Below are 15182 nucleotides of genomic sequence, written 5' to 3'. Positions count from 1 at the left end.
GGACACGGCGCGACTTCTTTCAACTTCGTCACACCGCTTGCGTCCGAAGGACGACGGCGACATTTCGAATCCTACAATCCGGTTGCATTTTTTATCCAGTCAGGAAATCGCGCCATTCAATTGCTCCATTGCATTGACCGTGTACCGTCCTGAGCTAGATTTCCAACCTGGCGATCAGGAGCTGTCAGGCATGGAACTTCATCGCGGCCGTCTCATCGACCACGTCCAGCTGGTGGTCAGGGATCTCACGGCCAGCCGCCGCTTCTACGAGGCGGTTTTCAAGGTGCTCGATATTCCGATCGGCGGCAGCGCCGAGGATTATTTCTGGGCCGACGAGCTGTTCGTCTCCAGCATCGACAGCCGGGCGGCCAGCGGGCAACTGACGGGGCGCCACCACCTTGCCTTCCAGGCAAAGGACCGCGCGATGGTCGACGCCTTCTACAAGGCCGGCCTCGATGGCGGCGGCACGGACAATGGCGCACCCGGCGAGCGGCAGCACTACCATCCCGGCTACTATGCCGCCTTCCTGCTCGATCCCGACGGCAACAACATCGAGGCCGTCTTTCACGGGCCGGCCAACCGCAGCGCCGCTTCGGTGGAGATTACGTTTTAGCTCGATGACAGGTATTCTCGTTACGTCGCGCCGCGCCAACGCTCAATATTCAACTTCAACGCAGCGACGCTCAAAGGCTACCGCATGGCCATCGACGAAGCGCCGCTGTCTTTGCCACAGAGCGCCCGCCCTATCGCGTCAGCGCCGCCATCTGGTTCGCCAGGAAGTCGGCGAACAGCCGGGCGCGGACCGGTAGCTGTCGCCCATACGCATGGACAATCTGCACCGGCATGGTCGGCATCGCCACCGCGGGCAGAATGCGGACCAGACGGCTGGCGTCGAGATCGTCCTGCACGGCAAACTGCATCAGATGCGCGATGCCGGCTCCGGCAAGCGCCGCTTGCCGGATGGCGCCGCCGTCGTCGGTATCGAGCCGCCCATTCGGCACGATTACCGTGCCGTCGGCCAATGTGACGGGATAAGGTCGGCCGGCCATCTGGTAACGGACGAAGTCGTGGCTCTGCAAATCCTCGATCGAGGCCGGCCGGCCGCGCCGTTCGAGATAGACCGGCGAGGCCACCAGCACGATCGGCAGATTGGCGATCTTGCGCGCGATGAGCCCGGTGTCCGAGAGCGCCCCCATGCGCACCGCAACGTCATAGCCTTCGCGGATCAGGTCGGCGTGGCGGTCGGTGACGCTGAGCTCGAGCTTCACCTCGTCGTGTTGAGCCAGGAACGCTTGGGCCCATGCGGCGATCAGGCCGCGCCCAAGTTCGACGGATGCCGTTACGCGCAGCAGGCCGCGTGCCGTATCGGCCATTTGGACGATGTCCTCGGCATCATCGAGCGCTCTCAGCAAAGGCGCGACTCGCTCGTAATAGGCGAGGCCTTCGCTGGTCAGTGCCAGCCGGCGCGTCGAGCGCTGGATCAGCCGCACGCCCAGGCGCCGCTCGAGCCGCGCCACGCTCTTCGACACCGCCGACGGGCTGGAGCCGACCAGCCGGCTGGCGGCATGGAACGAGCCGGCATCGACCGTGCGCACGAAGGCGACGAGACCGGCGGTCTTTTCGAGGATGGTGGTCATTCAAGAATTCCAGGCACGAAAGAACCGATCGAGGTAATCCTAATACGCTATCCGATCACTATTAAATACCGCTCATCATCGACAAAGGAGAGATTTGATGAGCAAGCTGAAAGGTAAGGTCGCCATCGTCACCGGCGCCTCCAAGGGTATCGGCGCCGGCATCGCCAAGGGTCTTGCGGCGGCCGGTGCCGCGGTGGTCGTCAACTATGCATCGTCCCGGGAAGGTGCGGACCGCGTCGTTGCCGAGATCAAGGACGCAGGCGGCCGGGCCGTTGCCGTCCACGGCGACGTGTCGCAAGCGGCCCACGTGCGCCGCCTGTTCGAGGCCGCCAAATCGTCGTTCGGCGCGGTGGACATCCTGGTTAACAACGCCGGCGTCTTCGCATTCGAGCCGCTGGAAGCGGTGACTGAGGCCGAATTCCACCGTGAGTTCGACACCAATGTGCTGGGCACCATCCTGACCATCCGGGAAGCGGTGAACCATTTCGGCGCCGGAGGAGGCAGCGTCATCAACATAAGCTCGGTCGCCAGCCTCAACCCGCAGCCGAACTCACTGGTCTACGCCGCCACCAAGGGGGCAGTGGATTCGATCACGCTCTCCATGTCGAGAGAACTGGGCGCCCGCAACATCCGTGTCAACGCCATCGCGCCTGGCGGCGTCGACACCGAAGGCCTGCAGCGGATCGGCATCGTCGGCAGCGAGTTCGAGAAGCAGGTCATCGCCATGACCCCGCTCGGCCGCTTCGGCCAGCCCGACGACATTGCCCGCATCGCGGTGTTCCTCGCCTCCGACGAGGCATCCTGGCTGACCGGCGAACGCATTACCGCCTCGGGGGGCTGGCGGTAGGCATCTGATCACACCGGCAAGAGGGCGTTCGGCTTGACGTCGGCGATGGAGGCGAAAGTGTGCGTTTCGCGCACGCCGGGCAGAGGCAGGATGACCCGCTGCAGGAAATCCTGGAACACCGCCATATCAGCGATCCGCGCCTTGACCAGATAATCGAAACCGCCAACCACCATATGGCACTCCAGAACCTCCGGAGCTTTCGCCACGGCTTCGGCGAAGCGGTCAAAGACATGCGGCGCCGTGTGGTCAAGCCGGACCTCGATGAACACCAGCGTTCCCCGGCCCACCTTGCGCGGATCAAGCATGGCCCTAACCGCGGTGATGAACCCGTCGCGGAAAAGGCGCTTCACCCGCTGGCTCGTTCCGGTCGGCGACAGCCCGATACGCCCGGCAAGATCAAGCGTCGTCCGGCGCCCGTCTTCCTGCAGCAGCCGGAGCAGGCCGCGATCTATCTGGTCGAGGTCGTCCATTTTCACAATCCACTCTATCTCAGGGATTTGTGTGCTGATTTCACGCAGAGATGTCAAAATCAACGTATTTCATCACATAAAACCTCGCAATAGCCTGCGCTTCCCTCACCCACTCAAAGCAAACGTGGTGAGCCGATTTCGACAAACAAAAGGAGTGCAAGATGACCAAGGAAGCGTTCAGCCCAGCCGGCAGGAGTGCGGCGGAAATCAGCAAGGGAGCGACCGAGATCCTGGTGCTGAGCGAAGTCGACCTGATGGCGTGCATCGATCTCAGCCAGCTTCTCGATGTTCTGGAAGACGGCTTCAAGGCGCTGTCACAAGGCAAGGTCGTCAATCCACCCCGACCACAGCTCGATATCCCCGGGGCCGGCTACAGCCTCGCCATGCCGGCCTGGATGGAGGGCATGAACTTGACCGTCAAGATCGTCAACGTCTTCGAAGGCAACCTGGCCAAGGCCCTGCCCAGCCACCTCGCCACCATCAGCCTGTTCGATCCGCTGTCCGGCCTGCCGGTCTGCATCATGGACGGCACCTTCATAACCGCGGTGCGAACCTCCGGCTCCGCCGTGCTGTCGGTGCGCGCGCTCGCGCGCCGGGACGCCAGGATAGCGACAGTGGTCGGCGCCGGCGTGCAGGCCAACCAGCACCTGCATCTGTTGCCGCTGGTGCGCGACTTTGCCGAAATCCGGGTCGCTTCGAAGAGCTTCGACGATGCGGCAGCGCTTGCCCGGCTGCATCCGTCGGTGGTGGCGGTCGCCGACCTCGAGGCGGCAGTGCGCAGTTCCGACGTGGTGTGCCTGGCGACGCATTCCTACGAGCCGGTGATCGAGGCAGACTGGGTTCGGCCGGGCACGCACGTCTCGTCGGTCGGGGTGGCACCACCCGGCGGTGAAATGCCGATCGAGCTCATCGGCAAATCCAGTCTTTTTGTCGAGTCCAGGGATGCGTTCGAACCGACCCCGGTCGGTTCTTGCGAGCTTGCCGGCTTCGACCCGGATTTCGGCACTGAGCTTGGCGCCATGCTGCTCGACCGCGCGCCGGGCCGCGTTTCGGATCAACAGATCACCACCTACAAGGCGATGGGCATTGCCATGGAAGACATGGTCGCCGCCGATCTCGCCTATCGTTGCGCCAAGCGTCTGCGCAAGAGAAAGCTCATCGTGCTGTAGGCGTGCCGCGAGCCAGGCGGGATCGACGTTGCTGACAATGGCGCTTTTGCGGAAGCGGCCGGGTTAAACGGCGGTCCCTCAGGCCGGCACACGCTTCAGCGCCTGCGCCATGCAGTGAATACCGCCGCCGGTCTTCGAGATCTCGCTCATGTCGACCGCCGCCACTTCGAAGCCGCGCGCCTTGAGCTGGCCGATCAGCGTGTTGCTCGAGGTCGGCGCGATCACCCTGTCCTTGCCCAGCGACATGAAGTTGCAGCCGAGCGCCATCGTGTCCTGGAACGGCACGTCGATGATCTCGTGGCCCTTGCCCTTCAACCAGTCGACGATGCCCGGCTCGGTGCAGGCGAGGCAGACGGCGGTCAGTTTCTCGGCGATCGGCACCACCATCAGGTCGATATGGACATAATATTCGTCGATGAAGGCGATGCGGGTTTCCCAGCCCTCCTTGTCGAACCAGGCCTGGACCTGGCGCGCGCCCTCCTCCTGGGTGCGGGCGCCGCCGCAGCCGATCAGCACCACGCCGTCCTCGATGACGTTGAAGTCGCCGCCCTCGAAAGTGCCCGCGGTGACCATGTCGTAGATCGGGATGCCAAGCTTCTCATAGGTGCGGATCGCCGCATAGTTCTCGCCGCGCCGCCACCATTGGGACATCGCGGTGATGATGGCGCCATACGGCGTCATGACGCTGGAATCGCGCGAATAGACCTGCATCGGCAGCTCCGACGTCGGCTCGTGCCAGTGGATGTTGACGCCGAAATGCTCATAAGCGGCAACCAGGTCCTTGTGCTGCGCCTGCGCGATCTGGACGTTGCACGGCGCCTCGCGCAGATGCTTGCGCGACAGCGAGCTGGTCGAGAGATGGCGCAGGAAATTCGGCGAACCGAGCAGCACGTCGGTCAGGACATCGGTCTCGTTGGCAAAGCCCCAGGCGGTCAATGGCTTGGTACCGCCGGCCGGATTGCGGCGCTGCAGTGAAAACGGCTCTGCTACGATGCGGTCGTGAACGGTCATGGCATTCTCCTGGCTTCGAGTGATCACGCGGCTTGCGGGTTGCCTGGTATCCACCAGTCCCGTCCGCGCGGGGTGGTAACATATTCCGGCCAGCGGAAATGAATCGGCGGTTCGTAGTCGCAAAGCGGCGCCAGCCAAGTGCTGCCACCAATGCCGCCGCCGGTGCGGGCGACGAATTCGTCCATCGCCGCATCGCGGGCCGCCTTGTCTTCCAGCAGGCGAAGAGCTGCCAACGCAATCGTTTTCGACGCGCAGGCAACCATCGGATCGATGGTGGCGGAAATGCCGCCCAGCGCATTCATCGCCCAGGACGGATACGCCTGGCCGTTTTGCGAACGCAGCGCCGGCCGGGCGACATAGAACCGCGCCGTCGGCGTCTGCCACGACATGTCGGTGTAATCGTCGGAGGTGGAATTCAGCTGCGACGGCGGCAAGTCGCGGCGCAGCAACGCCTCCGCCTCCTCAGGCGCAATCAGCTGCTCCAACTCGGCGATGAACGGCTCGTCGGTCGCCGCGCCGCCGGCATTGACCTGGATTTCACGGGCAATCGCCTTGGCCGTCTTGTCCCAACATGGCGGCCCGACCGTCGACAGCGCATCGTAGGCAATACCCGCCATGGCATGGTTGGCAAGCCCCGGCCGCGACTTCGACACCCAGTGCCGCTCATGGCGGCAGCCGCTCATCTTCGCGGCGGCCTCCGCGTTGCGGTCGAGCACGGCGGTGACCTGCTCGGCCATGGCAAGCGTCGGCACGCGGATCATGTACTGGATCTCGGCCAGCCCTGCCGGCAGATTGTCGGCGGTCGCCTGTCCTGCCGTCAGGATCGCCTCGCTGATCGACCAGCCGCCCTGATGCGGCAGCATGGAATCACGCAGCGCCTTGGACGCCATGTACATCATGACAAGCGCGTCGTTGGCGCCGGGCGCCCTGACCGCCGAATGCGCCTGCGGAATCGGCGCTCCATCGCTTGCGCGAACCCAATTTTCGGGTTCGTCGCAGACAAAGCGATAGATCATCGCATAGGCCGCGCCGCAATGCGTGTCCCAGCGCGCCGTGTTGCAGAGCGGCAGCATGTAAAAGGGATGGAAGGAGATCATGCCGGCGAGGCCATCGTAGTAGCCTTTTGCGGCATGGATCGGCTTCGACCCCCGCACCTTCTCCGCCGGCTCGCCGGTGAAGCGCAGCGTGCCCGATATGCCGTGGCGCTGCATCGCCGCCTTGGTCGCCAAAAGCCCGCCCAAGCTGGCAACGCCGAGACCGGAGTGCGGATCGGTGTGGCCGCCGGCCTCAGCGCCGAGCCCCGGGCGCGGTCGCTTGACGGTCGCCGCGTCCTGGCAATTGCCCGGCACCGCGTCATACTCGGCATACATGCCGATCGTCGGCCCGGCGCCGTTGGTCCAGTGGGCGCAAAAGGCGGTCGGCATCCCGCCGGAGCCTTCCTCGACCGAAAAGCCCTCGTGCTTCAGACGCTCGACATACCAGGCGGCCGACTGGTATTCGCGCCAGGCGGTCTCGCCGAAATCGAAGATCGTCCGCGTCCATGCCGACAGCGACGGCTGGATGTCGTCCAGACAGGCAAGCGCGGTCGCTTGGGCCGAGGTGGTCACCGGATCCTCCATCGGTCAAAGAAAGCAGTGAAGCCCCTCGCCAAAAAGTGATATGTTTTCCCGGCTCATGCAAATTCGGTTCACCTCTTGAGAATTCCCTCGACTCAGGCGCTGCGCGCCCTCGACAGTTTCGCCCGCCACGGCAGCGTCTGGCGCGCCGCCGACGAACTGCATCTGACCCGCAGCGCGGTCAGTCATCAATTGCGGCTGCTCGAACGCGATCTCGGCTTCGACCTGCTCGAGCGCATCGGCAAGGGCGTGGCGCTGACGCCGCGCGGCCAGCGTTACGCCAGCGACGTACGCAAGGCGCTGACGGTGCTCGGCGATGCGGTAACGCGCCATGCCGGCACCGGCGTCGGCGGCTCGTTCAGCGTCAGCTGCACGCCGGGCTTCGCCTCGCTGTTCCTGTGCACGCACATCGGCGAATTCCGGCAGATGTATCCCGATGTCGCGCTGCGCATCCTGACGCCGCGGCGGCTGGACGACGTCAGCAATGCCGAGGCCGACGCCTTCATCGCCTTCGGCGTCGGGAACTGGCCGAACCGGGCGGTCGAGCTGTTGTGCGAGATCTCGTTCACGCCGCTGTGCAGCCCGACGCTGCTCAACAAGATCGGCGGCTTTTCCAAGCCGGCCGACGTGCTGCGCGCCAATCTCCTGCATCTCGGCGACACCGAGGACTGGGCGCGCTGGCTGGCGCTGTCGAAGGTCGAGAATTCCGACACCGAGGGCGGCATCTTCTTTTCCGACATGAACCTGGTTTTTTCGGCCGCCATCGCCGGCCAGGGCATCGCCATGGGCGACGAACTGACCAGCCGCCGGGCGCTGAGCGAAGGCCGGCTGGTGCGCCCCTTCGACATCGCAATCAGTTCGCCACGCTCGTATTTTCTCGTTTCCGAACATGCCAAGGCGGCGCATCCGGTGCTGGAGGCGTTCGGGAGGTGGCTGAGGTCGAAACTGTCGGAGAATAGAATCCATCCGTATTGAGCGGGACGATGAAGCGCCAATCTCCCCCCTCGTGGGGGAGATGCCCGGCAGGGCAGAGGGGGGCGCGAAGGAACGCTAGCTTTTCCAGCAACTCTGAAACCAGCGATGGACCGCTCCAAATAGTTGATAGGCTGGCGGGACAGCGCCCCCCTCTGTCCTGCCGGACATCTCCCCCACACGGGGGGAGATTGGCAGCTCGAGCGTCCCGCTCGCCTCTCCCACGTGAACAACAGATGAATCAAATTTGCCGATCAGGCGAAAACTATTCGGTTGCGGTGAGCCGCGGGCCTGCCTACGATTTCAACACATTGAGGACAAGGCAGGATGCAGCAACCCGGCCGTGCCGCAGAGATCAAGGCAATCGGGATCGGCAAGAGCTTCGGCTCGTTCCGTGCACTGGACGATCTGACGCTCGATATCGGCCGCGGTGAGTTCCTGACCCTGCTCGGGCCGTCGGGTTCGGGCAAGACCACCTTCCTGATGATCCTTGCCGGTTTCGTGCAGCCGACCGACGGCCGCCTTTACAGCGACGGCGTCGATATCACCGAGCGGCCGGCCGAGCAGCGCGCTGCCGGCATGGTGTTCCAGGGCTATGCCCTGTTCCCGCATATGAGCGTCGAGGCCAACATCGCCTTCCCGCTCAAGGTGCGCAAGAAATCGGCGGCCGAGATCAAGCGTCGCGTCGGTGAGATGGTCGAGCGCGTCGGGCTGAAGGGCCACGAGAAGAAACTGCCGTCGCAATTGTCCGGCGGCCAGCAGCAGCGCGTGGCGCTGGCCCGCGCCCTGGTGTTCGAGCCGGGTGTGCTTTTGCTCGACGAGCCGTTCTCGGCGCTCGACAAGGGCCTGCGGGGCCAGATGCAGGCCGAGATGAAGCGGCTGCACCAGGAAACCGGCACCACCTTCGTCTTCGTCACCCATGATCAGAGCGAGGCGCTGGCGCTATCGTCGCGCGTCGCCATCTTCAACCACGGCAAGTTACTGCAGGTCGGGGCGCCTGACGAGGTCTACGACCGGCCGGCCAACCGCTTCGTCGCCGAGTTCCTCGGCGAGATCAACATGCTGCCGCTGAAGGGCGTGCGCAACGCCGACAACGGCGCCACCGGCCTGTGCGAAGACCGCACCATCACCCTGCGCGGCAATGCAAGCGCCGTCGGCAGCAACGCCATCCTGGCGATCCGGCCCGAATACATGTCGATCGCCCCCGAAGCGACAGCCGGCGAGAACGGTATCGCCGCGACTGCGGTCGCCTCGACCTATCTCGGCGCTGCGACGCGGCTCGATCTCACCACGCGCCAAGGTGCCAAGGTGACGGTCTCGGTGCCGAACGAGGTCGCCGCTTCGGCACTCAGCAAGGGCAATTCCGTATGGCTGACATGGCCTGCGGAAAAAGGTTTCCTCCTTCCGGACGGAGGACAATGACGATCGGCGTGGCGAAGCTGAAATTCGCCAGGCTGGCTTTCGGAAAATATCAACGACAACAAAGGGGAACTGACATGACAAACAATTCAGAGATGAGCGAAACCAAGAAACACGCCATCGAGACACTGTCCGCCAGGGCGGTGCGCGGCGAGATCTCGCGCCGGCAGTTCACGCAGCTGGCTGCGCTCGTGCTGGCCGGCACGCCGATGCTGCTGCGCTCAACCGGCGCCTTCGCGCAAGCCAAGGAACTGGTGCTGGTCAACTGGGGCGGCGACGCCATCACCGCTTATGACGCGGCCTATGGCCAGGCGTTCACCAAGGAGACCGGCATCACCGTCAAGATGGACGGCTCCGGCCCGACCGAGGGTGCGATCGCCGCACAGTTCAAGAGCGGCGCCCCGACCTGGGACCTGGTCGACGTTGACCCGTTCTCGGCGATCACGCTCGGCGCGCAGGGCATGCTCGAGCCGATCGACTACTCGATCGTCGACAAGAACAAGATGCGGCCTGGCTTCGGCTGGGAGCACGCCGCCTCGACCTATTTCTTCTCCTATGTCATCGCCTATGATTCCGAGAAATTCGGCAGCCAGGCACCGACCGGCATGGCCGACTTCTTCGACGTGACGAAATTCCCCGGCAAGCGCTCGCTCTACAAATGGGGCGTGTCGAGTTGGGAAGCGGCACTGCTCGCCGACGGCATCGCGCCGGCCTCGCTCTACCCGCTCGATCTCAAGCGCGCGCATGACAAGATCGCCGCCTTCAAGGAGAATGTCGTTGCCTATTGGGGTGGCGGCGCCGAAAGCCAGAGCGTGCTGCTCGACGGCGAGGCTTCGATGGCCATCGTCTGGTCGACGCGAGCCTCGCTGATCGAGCAGGATTCCGGCGGCAAGATCAAGTTCATCTGGGACCAAGGCCTGATCTCGCCCGGCGCGCTCGCCGTGCTCAAGGGCAATCCCGGCGGCAAGGACGCGGCGATGAAGTTCATTGCCAGCGCCCAGGATCCGGAGAAGCAACTGATCATGTTCGACAAGCTCGGCCAGGGCCCGGCCAATCCGGCCACCGACGCGCTGATCCCCGCCGACAAGAAGCGCATCAACCCGGTCGACCCCGAAAACATGAAGAAGCAGATCCCGCTCGACATGGAGTGGTACGCCAAGAACTACGGGGCCGCACTCGACGAATACACGAAGATCATCTCCGCCTGATAGACCGGGATAACCGGAGCCGAGATGAAAGCATATCTCTCCGACAGGATGGGCGCGGCGCTGTTGATGGCGCCGCTGCTGCTGTTCCTTGGCGCCGCCTACGCCTGGCCATTCTTCGGCGTCGTCAATTGGAGCTTCACCCTGCCCGAGCCGGGGCTCGGGCAATATGGCACGCTGCTTAGCGACCCGCTGGTGCAGTCGGTGTTTGTCCGCACGCTGCGCATCGCTGCGATCGTCACGATTGTTTCGGTTGCCGCCGCCTACGCCATCACCGTGGTGTGGGTGCGCGGCACGCCGGCGCAGCGGGTGATCGCCGAGTTCTGCATCCTGGTGCCGTTCTGGATCTCGGTGCTGACGCGCGCCTTCGGCTGGGTGGCGCTGCTTTCCAATCGCGGCCTGTTCAACACCTGGCTGCAGGCGATCGGCTTCATCTCGGAACCGCTGACGCTGGTGCGCAACGAATTCGGCGTCATCGTCGGCATGACGCATTTCCTCATTCCCTTCGCCGTGTTTCCGCTGGCGTCTTCGATGCGCAGCCTCGACGACCGCGTGCTGCTGGCGGCGCGCGGGCTCGGCTCCAGCCGCATGCGCACCTTCTGGTCGGTGTTCGTGCCGATGACCCGCTCCGGCATCATCGGCTCGGCGCTCATCGTCTTCGTCTTTTCGCTGGGCTTCTTCGTGACGCCGGCGATCCTTGGCGGCGGCCGCAGTGTGATGGTCGCCGAGCTGATCTATCTGCGCATCTTCCAGAGCCCGGATTGGGGGCTGGGGGCGGCGATCAGCGTCGTGCTGGTGCTGTTCGTCGGTACGCTGATGGCGCTGCTGTTCCGCTATGTCAGACCGAAGCAGCTGATCTGATGCCGACCTACCGCCCCGGCCCCGTCTCGCTGATCCTCGCTGCACTGGTGGCGCTGTTCCTGCTGTTGCCGCTGCTCGCCGTCATCCCGGTGTCGCTGACGCCGACCCGCATGCTGGCGATGCCGTCCGGCGAATTGTCGCTGCGCCACTACCGGGCGCTGATCGAGGATCCGCGCTGGATCAATTCGATCCTGCTCTCGATCAGGATCGGCGTCGTCAGCAGCGCCTTTTCCACCGTGCTGGCGCTGTGCTTCAGCCTCGGTGTGTGGATGTTCCAGCCGCGCTTCACCGCCGCGCTGGTCGGCTTCGTACTGCTGCCGATGGTGGTGCCGCCGGTGGTCTCGGCGATCACGCTCTACTTCCTGCTGACCTCGATCTCCGGTGCCAGCTCGTTCTTCGGCTACGACACCTGGCTCGGTGTCGCCATGGCGCATGCGGTGATGACGGTGCCCTTCGCCACGGTGCTGATCCTGGTGTCGCTCAGCCAGCTCGACCGGCGCATCGACCTTGCCGCGCGCGGTCTCGGCGCCACCGTGTGGGAACGCGCCACCCGCATCATCATGCCCAACATCAAATTCGGCATCGTCACTGCCGCCCTGCTGTCCTTCGTGCTGTCCTGGGAAGAGATCGGCGTCACCCTGTTCATCACCTCGGTCAACGCCATCACGCTACCCAGGCTGATGTGGATGGGCCTGCGCGACAACATCGACCCGGCGATCGCCGCACTCTCGGTGATCCTGATCATCATCACGGTGCTGGTGCTTGTGGCGCGCAGTGTTGTGGCCAGGCTGCGCGGGGGGCAGTAGGGCCATCAAAGCGGTGCGCATATCCCGCTCCTCGATAGTTGGCGGGACAGCGCCCCCCTCTGGCCTGCCGGCCATCTCCCCCACTTGGGGGGAGATCGGCAGCTCCGGCGACGGCTCCCTCCTTCGGCGGTAGTGATTGGCGAAAGCGGAGATGACGGCCAATCTCCCCCCAAGTGGGGGAGATGTCCGGCAGGACAGAGGGGGGCGCGAAGGATTGCCAACCTTTGAAAACTTCTTCTACCCCATGGCGTGGCGAATGGTCTTGGACAGACGGCTCAGGAATGCCGGTCGAGACGAGGCGTCGAGCTTCCACGACAGCACCGCCGTCGCCATTTTCCGCGGCAGCACCCCGACCGACAGGAACCAGGCGGCAAGGACGGCGCGCCGGCGCAGGGACGCGGTCATTTCGAGGCTGGCGACGGCGCCCGCCGCCCCAAGCGCCAGCCGGGAATCATTGGCCACTGGGTGCCGGCGCCTGTCCGCGCACAGCGACGCCAGCCGCTCTTCCAGGTGGACCGGGTCGTGGCGGACAGCCTCCGACGGTACGATGGTCAGGCCGATCCCGGAGGCTTGGTCCGACAGCGCCTGCATGCGGCGGAAGTCGTGGGTTACCCGCCAGCGTGCCCGCTCGGCGAGCTTTTCACCGAACACCGAATGGTTGGCGCCGTGGATCCGGTAGGCGCCGACGCATTCGTCGATGGACTGGACGTGTCCGTACATGGGCGCCAGCGTTACAAGGTAGCCATCGGCGCCCTGGCGGAACTCCGCCTCCGGTATAGGCATGATCGATTCGAGGGTTGTGCGATCAAAGGCCAGCCCGCTGGTCACAGTCGTCTGATAGCGGCCCTTGTGCAGGAGTTTCGGCATGACGTCACCGCTGTCGAAGGGCAGTTCGGGCGGCGGAAAGACGTCCTTGATGCGTTGTCGTTCGTCGACGATATGCAGCCTTGACTGCACCTGGGCGGTTGCCGCATCCCAAGTGTCGACGATCCTGGAAACGGCGGTCGGATAAAGAAAATCATCGGCGTCGAGGAACAGGACGATCTTGCCCGAGCTTGCCGCGAACCCGGTGTTGAACGCCGCCGCATGCCCGCCATTTTGCGCGCGCGGGCAGGCTAGGATCCTGTCCCCATATGATTTCATGATTGTCGTGGAATTGTCCTGCGAGGCATCATCGACGACGATGACTTCGACATCCGCGTAGTCCTGCTCGAGGGCGCTATCGATGCTGCGTTTGAGGAAACGCGCGTAATTGTAGTTCGGAATGATGATGGATACCGGAATCCTCGGGACAGACTGCATCGCATTTGACCTCGCATCTTGCTTTGGTTTCAGCAAACCCGCGCGCGGGCCTGGTTCCTCCTCAAGCGCGTCCCACGAATTCCTGGGAGAAGGCTCGTGCCTTTCGTCAGGACGGGTCACGTCTCTTGCTTTGCGACTTCATGCTGAGGCCGCCATTGCCTTCAAGAGCTGCCGCCGAGATCATGGTCGACGGCAGCAAGGGCTCCGACGGTTCGGCTCGGATGACACGACAACCGAGCCTGACGGAAAGGCTTGGGTCGCGATCAGGTCGGGACCGCAGCGGACAGGCACTTTGAAGGCATGGCGGATACTGACCCGCAAATGCGGCTGGAGCAAGCCCCACGCCAAGACCAAAGGCTCACAAGCCTGTTACATCTCAGGCAGCAGCGTTGGAATGGCGCTGACATCCACTTCGCGCTCCGCGTGCCAGGCATCGTACGCGGCCGCGACCATCGGCTTACAAGGCCGATCGTCTTTTCCCGGAGCCGGCGAACCGGCTCCGGGCCGTATGGTGGCAGGCCTGATCAGTCACGCAGCCTGCAGCCCCGGCAGCGACAGATCGGCTTCCTCCGGCAAGTCGCCGGCCATCGCGGCAGCGAACCTGGTCTGGTCGAGTTCCCCTTCCCAGCGCGCCACGACCGCGGTCGCCACCGCATTGCCGATGAAGTTGGTCAGCGCCCGGCATTCCGACATGAAGCGGTCGACGCCGAGGATCAGCGCCATGCCGGCGACCGGCACTGCCGGCACGACCGAGAGCGTCGCGGCCAGCGTGATGAAGCCGGCGCCGGTGATGCCGGCGGCGCCCTTGGAGCTCAGCATGGCGACGGCGAGCAGCAGGATCTGGTCGCCGAGGGTGAGCGGCGTGTCGGTCGCCTGGGCGATGAACAGCGCGGCCAGCGTCATGTAGATATTGGTGCCGTCGAGGTTGAAGGAATAGCCGGTCGGGACGACCAGCCCGACCACCGAGCGGTTGCAGCCGGCGCGCTCCATCTTGGCCATCAGGCCCGGCAGTGCCGCTTCCGAGGACGAGGTGCCGAGCACCAGCAGCAGCTCTTCCTTGACGTAGCGGATCAGCGCCAGGATCGAGAAGCCGTTGTAGCGGGCGACCGCGCCCAGCACCACCAGCACGAACAGCAGCGAGGTCAGGTAGAATGTGCCGATCAGCATGGCGAGGTTGGCGATCGAGCCGATGCCGTATTTGCCGATGGTGAAGGCCATGGCGCCGAAAGCGCCGATCGGCGCGGCCTTCATCAGGATGGCGACGAGGCGGAAGATCGGCGTGGTCAATGCCTGCAGGAAATCGACGACCGGGCGGGCGCGATCGCCGACCGCGGCAAGAGCGAGCCCGAACAGTACCGAAAAGAACAGCACCTGCAGGATGTCGCCCTTTGCGAAAGCGCCGATGATCGTGTCGGGGATGATATTCATCAGGAAGCCGACGATGCTGGTGTCGTGCGCTTTTTCGGTGTAGGTCGCCACTTTTGTGGCATCGAGCGTGGCCGGATCGATATGCATGCCGGCGCCCGGCTGGACGACGTTCGAGACGACGAGGCCGACGACCAGCGCCAGCGTCGAGAATGCCAGGAAGTAGATCATCGCCTTGCCGGCGACGCGGCCCACCTTCTGCAGGTCGGAAACGCCGGCGATGCCGGTCGCCACCGTCAGGAAGATCACCGGTGCGATCACCATCTTCACCAGCTTGATGAAGGCGTCGCCGAACGGCTTCATCGCTTCGCCGGTTTCGGGATAGAAGTGGCCGAGCAGCACGCCGGCGGCGATCGCCGCCAGCACCTGCACATAGAGATGCCGGTAGAACGGAAGTTTGCCGCGCGGCGCGGCGGCAGCGAATGCTGTCTGCATGACGTCC

14 protein-coding genes are annotated in these 15182 nt (G+C 64.4%); 8 read left to right on the top strand and 6 right to left on the bottom strand.

Features of this window, described 5'->3' with window-relative positions; all coding sequences use genetic code 11:
- Window positions 1-181: 181 nt before the first annotated feature.
- On the top strand, window positions 182-613 hold the full coding sequence (locus AC0L18_RS26800; RefSeq protein ID WP_473494924.1) for a VOC family protein: 432 nt from the start codon (window positions 182-184) through the stop codon (window positions 611-613).
- Between the two features lie 130 nt (window positions 614-743).
- Here the strand turns inward: AC0L18_RS26800 and AC0L18_RS26795 are convergent, their stop codons facing one another.
- Window positions 744-1637: a LysR family transcriptional regulator gene (locus tag AC0L18_RS26795; protein WP_473494897.1), complete on the bottom strand. Its 894-nt coding sequence runs from the start codon at window positions 1635-1637 to the stop codon at window positions 744-746.
- Window positions 1638-1734: 97 nt separating this feature from the next.
- On the opposite strand from AC0L18_RS26795, the gene AC0L18_RS26790 reads away from it, so the two are divergent.
- Window positions 1735-2484 carry an SDR family NAD(P)-dependent oxidoreductase gene (locus tag AC0L18_RS26790; protein WP_473494896.1) on the top strand — a complete coding sequence of 250 codons (750 nt, stop codon included), beginning with the start codon at window positions 1735-1737 and terminating at the stop codon, window positions 2482-2484.
- Window positions 2485-2492: 8 nt separating this feature from the next.
- Here AC0L18_RS26790 and AC0L18_RS26785 read toward each other — a convergent pair whose 3' ends face one another.
- Window positions 2493-2954 (bottom strand): Lrp/AsnC family transcriptional regulator, encoded by a 462-nt coding sequence (locus AC0L18_RS26785; RefSeq protein ID WP_473494895.1) that lies wholly within the window; start codon window positions 2952-2954, stop codon window positions 2493-2495.
- A gap of 161 nt (window positions 2955-3115) precedes the next feature.
- Here AC0L18_RS26785 and AC0L18_RS26780 point away from each other — a divergent pair, with 161 nt between their 5' ends.
- Window positions 3116-4123: an ornithine cyclodeaminase family protein gene (locus AC0L18_RS26780; RefSeq protein WP_473494894.1), complete on the top strand. Its 1008-nt coding sequence runs from the start codon at window positions 3116-3118 to the stop codon at window positions 4121-4123.
- Between the two features lie 78 nt (window positions 4124-4201).
- On the opposite strand, the gene AC0L18_RS26775 is transcribed toward AC0L18_RS26780, so the two are convergent.
- Both AC0L18_RS26775 and AC0L18_RS26770 read right to left on the bottom strand, forming a co-directional pair.
- Window positions 4202-5134, bottom strand: a complete 933-nt coding sequence (locus AC0L18_RS26775; protein WP_473494893.1) for a dimethylarginine dimethylaminohydrolase family protein — start codon at window positions 5132-5134, stop codon at window positions 4202-4204.
- A 23-nt stretch (window positions 5135-5157) separates the two neighbouring features.
- Entirely contained in the window at window positions 5158-6753 is a 1596-nt protein-coding gene (locus tag AC0L18_RS26770; protein WP_473494892.1) for a zinc-binding metallopeptidase family protein, read from the bottom strand.
- A gap of 75 nt (window positions 6754-6828) precedes the next feature.
- Between AC0L18_RS26770 and AC0L18_RS26765 the strand changes: the two genes are divergently transcribed.
- The 5 genes from AC0L18_RS26765 to AC0L18_RS26745 all read left to right on the top strand — a co-directional run bounded on the left by AC0L18_RS26765 (window position 6829) and on the right by AC0L18_RS26745 (window position 12013).
- Window positions 6829-7725, top strand: coding sequence for a LysR substrate-binding domain-containing protein (locus tag AC0L18_RS26765; RefSeq protein WP_473494891.1), 897 nt, complete (start codon window positions 6829-6831; stop codon window positions 7723-7725).
- 324 nt (window positions 7726-8049) lie between these two features.
- Window positions 8050-9144 carry an ABC transporter ATP-binding protein gene (locus AC0L18_RS26760; RefSeq protein ID WP_128170907.1) on the top strand — a complete coding sequence of 365 codons (1095 nt, stop codon included), beginning with the start codon at window positions 8050-8052 and terminating at the stop codon, window positions 9142-9144.
- A 92-nt stretch (window positions 9145-9236) separates the two neighbouring features.
- On the top strand, window positions 9237-10349 hold the full coding sequence (locus AC0L18_RS26755) for an ABC transporter substrate-binding protein (RefSeq protein WP_473494923.1): 1113 nt from the start codon (window positions 9237-9239) through the stop codon (window positions 10347-10349).
- Between the two features lie 24 nt (window positions 10350-10373).
- Window positions 10374-11207, top strand: a complete 834-nt coding sequence (locus tag AC0L18_RS26750; protein WP_023799168.1) for an ABC transporter permease — start codon at window positions 10374-10376, stop codon at window positions 11205-11207.
- A complete protein-coding gene (locus AC0L18_RS26745) occupies window positions 11207-12013 on the top strand; it encodes an ABC transporter permease (protein ID WP_473494890.1) in 807 nt (268 codons plus the stop codon). The genes AC0L18_RS26750 and AC0L18_RS26745 overlap by 1 nt, the downstream gene beginning before the upstream one ends.
- 237 nt (window positions 12014-12250) lie before the next feature.
- On the opposite strand, the gene AC0L18_RS26740 is transcribed toward AC0L18_RS26745, so the two are convergent.
- Both AC0L18_RS26740 and AC0L18_RS26735 read right to left on the bottom strand, forming a co-directional pair.
- On the bottom strand, window positions 12251-13315 hold the full coding sequence (locus tag AC0L18_RS26740; RefSeq protein WP_473494889.1) for a glycosyltransferase family 2 protein: 1065 nt from the start codon (window positions 13313-13315) through the stop codon (window positions 12251-12253).
- 528 nt (window positions 13316-13843) lie between these two features.
- A complete protein-coding gene (locus AC0L18_RS26735) occupies window positions 13844-15175 on the bottom strand; it encodes a dicarboxylate/amino acid:cation symporter (RefSeq protein ID WP_473494888.1) in 1332 nt (443 codons plus the stop codon).
- Window positions 15176-15182 lie beyond the last annotated feature (7 nt).

This window comes from Mesorhizobium sp. WSM4819, from assembly GCF_055811215.1.
The sequence above is the reverse complement of the archived record's forward strand: the minus strand, read 5'-3'. Positions and strand labels throughout refer to the sequence as shown.

What these genes read in the sequence shown, in the direction of transcription:
- AC0L18_RS26795 (WP_473494897.1), bottom strand. Translation starts at nt 1,637, where the DNA reads ATGACCACCATCCTCGAAAAGACCGCCGGTCTCGTCGCCTTCGTGCGC.
- AC0L18_RS26790 (WP_473494896.1), top strand. Translation starts at nt 1,735, where the DNA reads ATGAGCAAGCTGAAAGGTAAGGTCGCCATCGTCACCGGCGCCTCCAAG.
- AC0L18_RS26785 (WP_473494895.1), bottom strand. Translation starts at nt 2,954, where the DNA reads ATGGACGACCTCGACCAGATAGATCGCGGCCTGCTCCGGCTGCTGCAG.
- AC0L18_RS26780 (WP_473494894.1), top strand. Translation starts at nt 3,116, where the DNA reads ATGACCAAGGAAGCGTTCAGCCCAGCCGGCAGGAGTGCGGCGGAAATC.
- AC0L18_RS26775 (WP_473494893.1), bottom strand. Translation starts at nt 5,134, where the DNA reads ATGACCGTTCACGACCGCATCGTAGCAGAGCCGTTTTCACTGCAGCGC.
- AC0L18_RS26770 (WP_473494892.1), bottom strand. Translation starts at nt 6,753, where the DNA reads ATGGAGGATCCGGTGACCACCTCGGCCCAAGCGACCGCGCTTGCCTGT.
- AC0L18_RS26760 (WP_128170907.1), top strand. Translation starts at nt 8,050, where the DNA reads ATGCAGCAACCCGGCCGTGCCGCAGAGATCAAGGCAATCGGGATCGGC.
- AC0L18_RS26755 (WP_473494923.1), top strand. Translation starts at nt 9,237, where the DNA reads ATGAGCGAAACCAAGAAACACGCCATCGAGACACTGTCCGCCAGGGCG.
- AC0L18_RS26750 (WP_023799168.1), top strand. Translation starts at nt 10,374, where the DNA reads ATGAAAGCATATCTCTCCGACAGGATGGGCGCGGCGCTGTTGATGGCG.
- AC0L18_RS26745 (WP_473494890.1), top strand. Translation starts at nt 11,207, where the DNA reads ATGCCGACCTACCGCCCCGGCCCCGTCTCGCTGATCCTCGCTGCACTG.
- AC0L18_RS26740 (WP_473494889.1), bottom strand. Translation starts at nt 13,315, where the DNA reads ATGCAGTCTGTCCCGAGGATTCCGGTATCCATCATCATTCCGAACTAC.
- AC0L18_RS26735 (WP_473494888.1), bottom strand. Translation starts at nt 15,175, where the DNA reads ATGCAGACAGCATTCGCTGCCGCCGCGCCGCGCGGCAAACTTCCGTTC.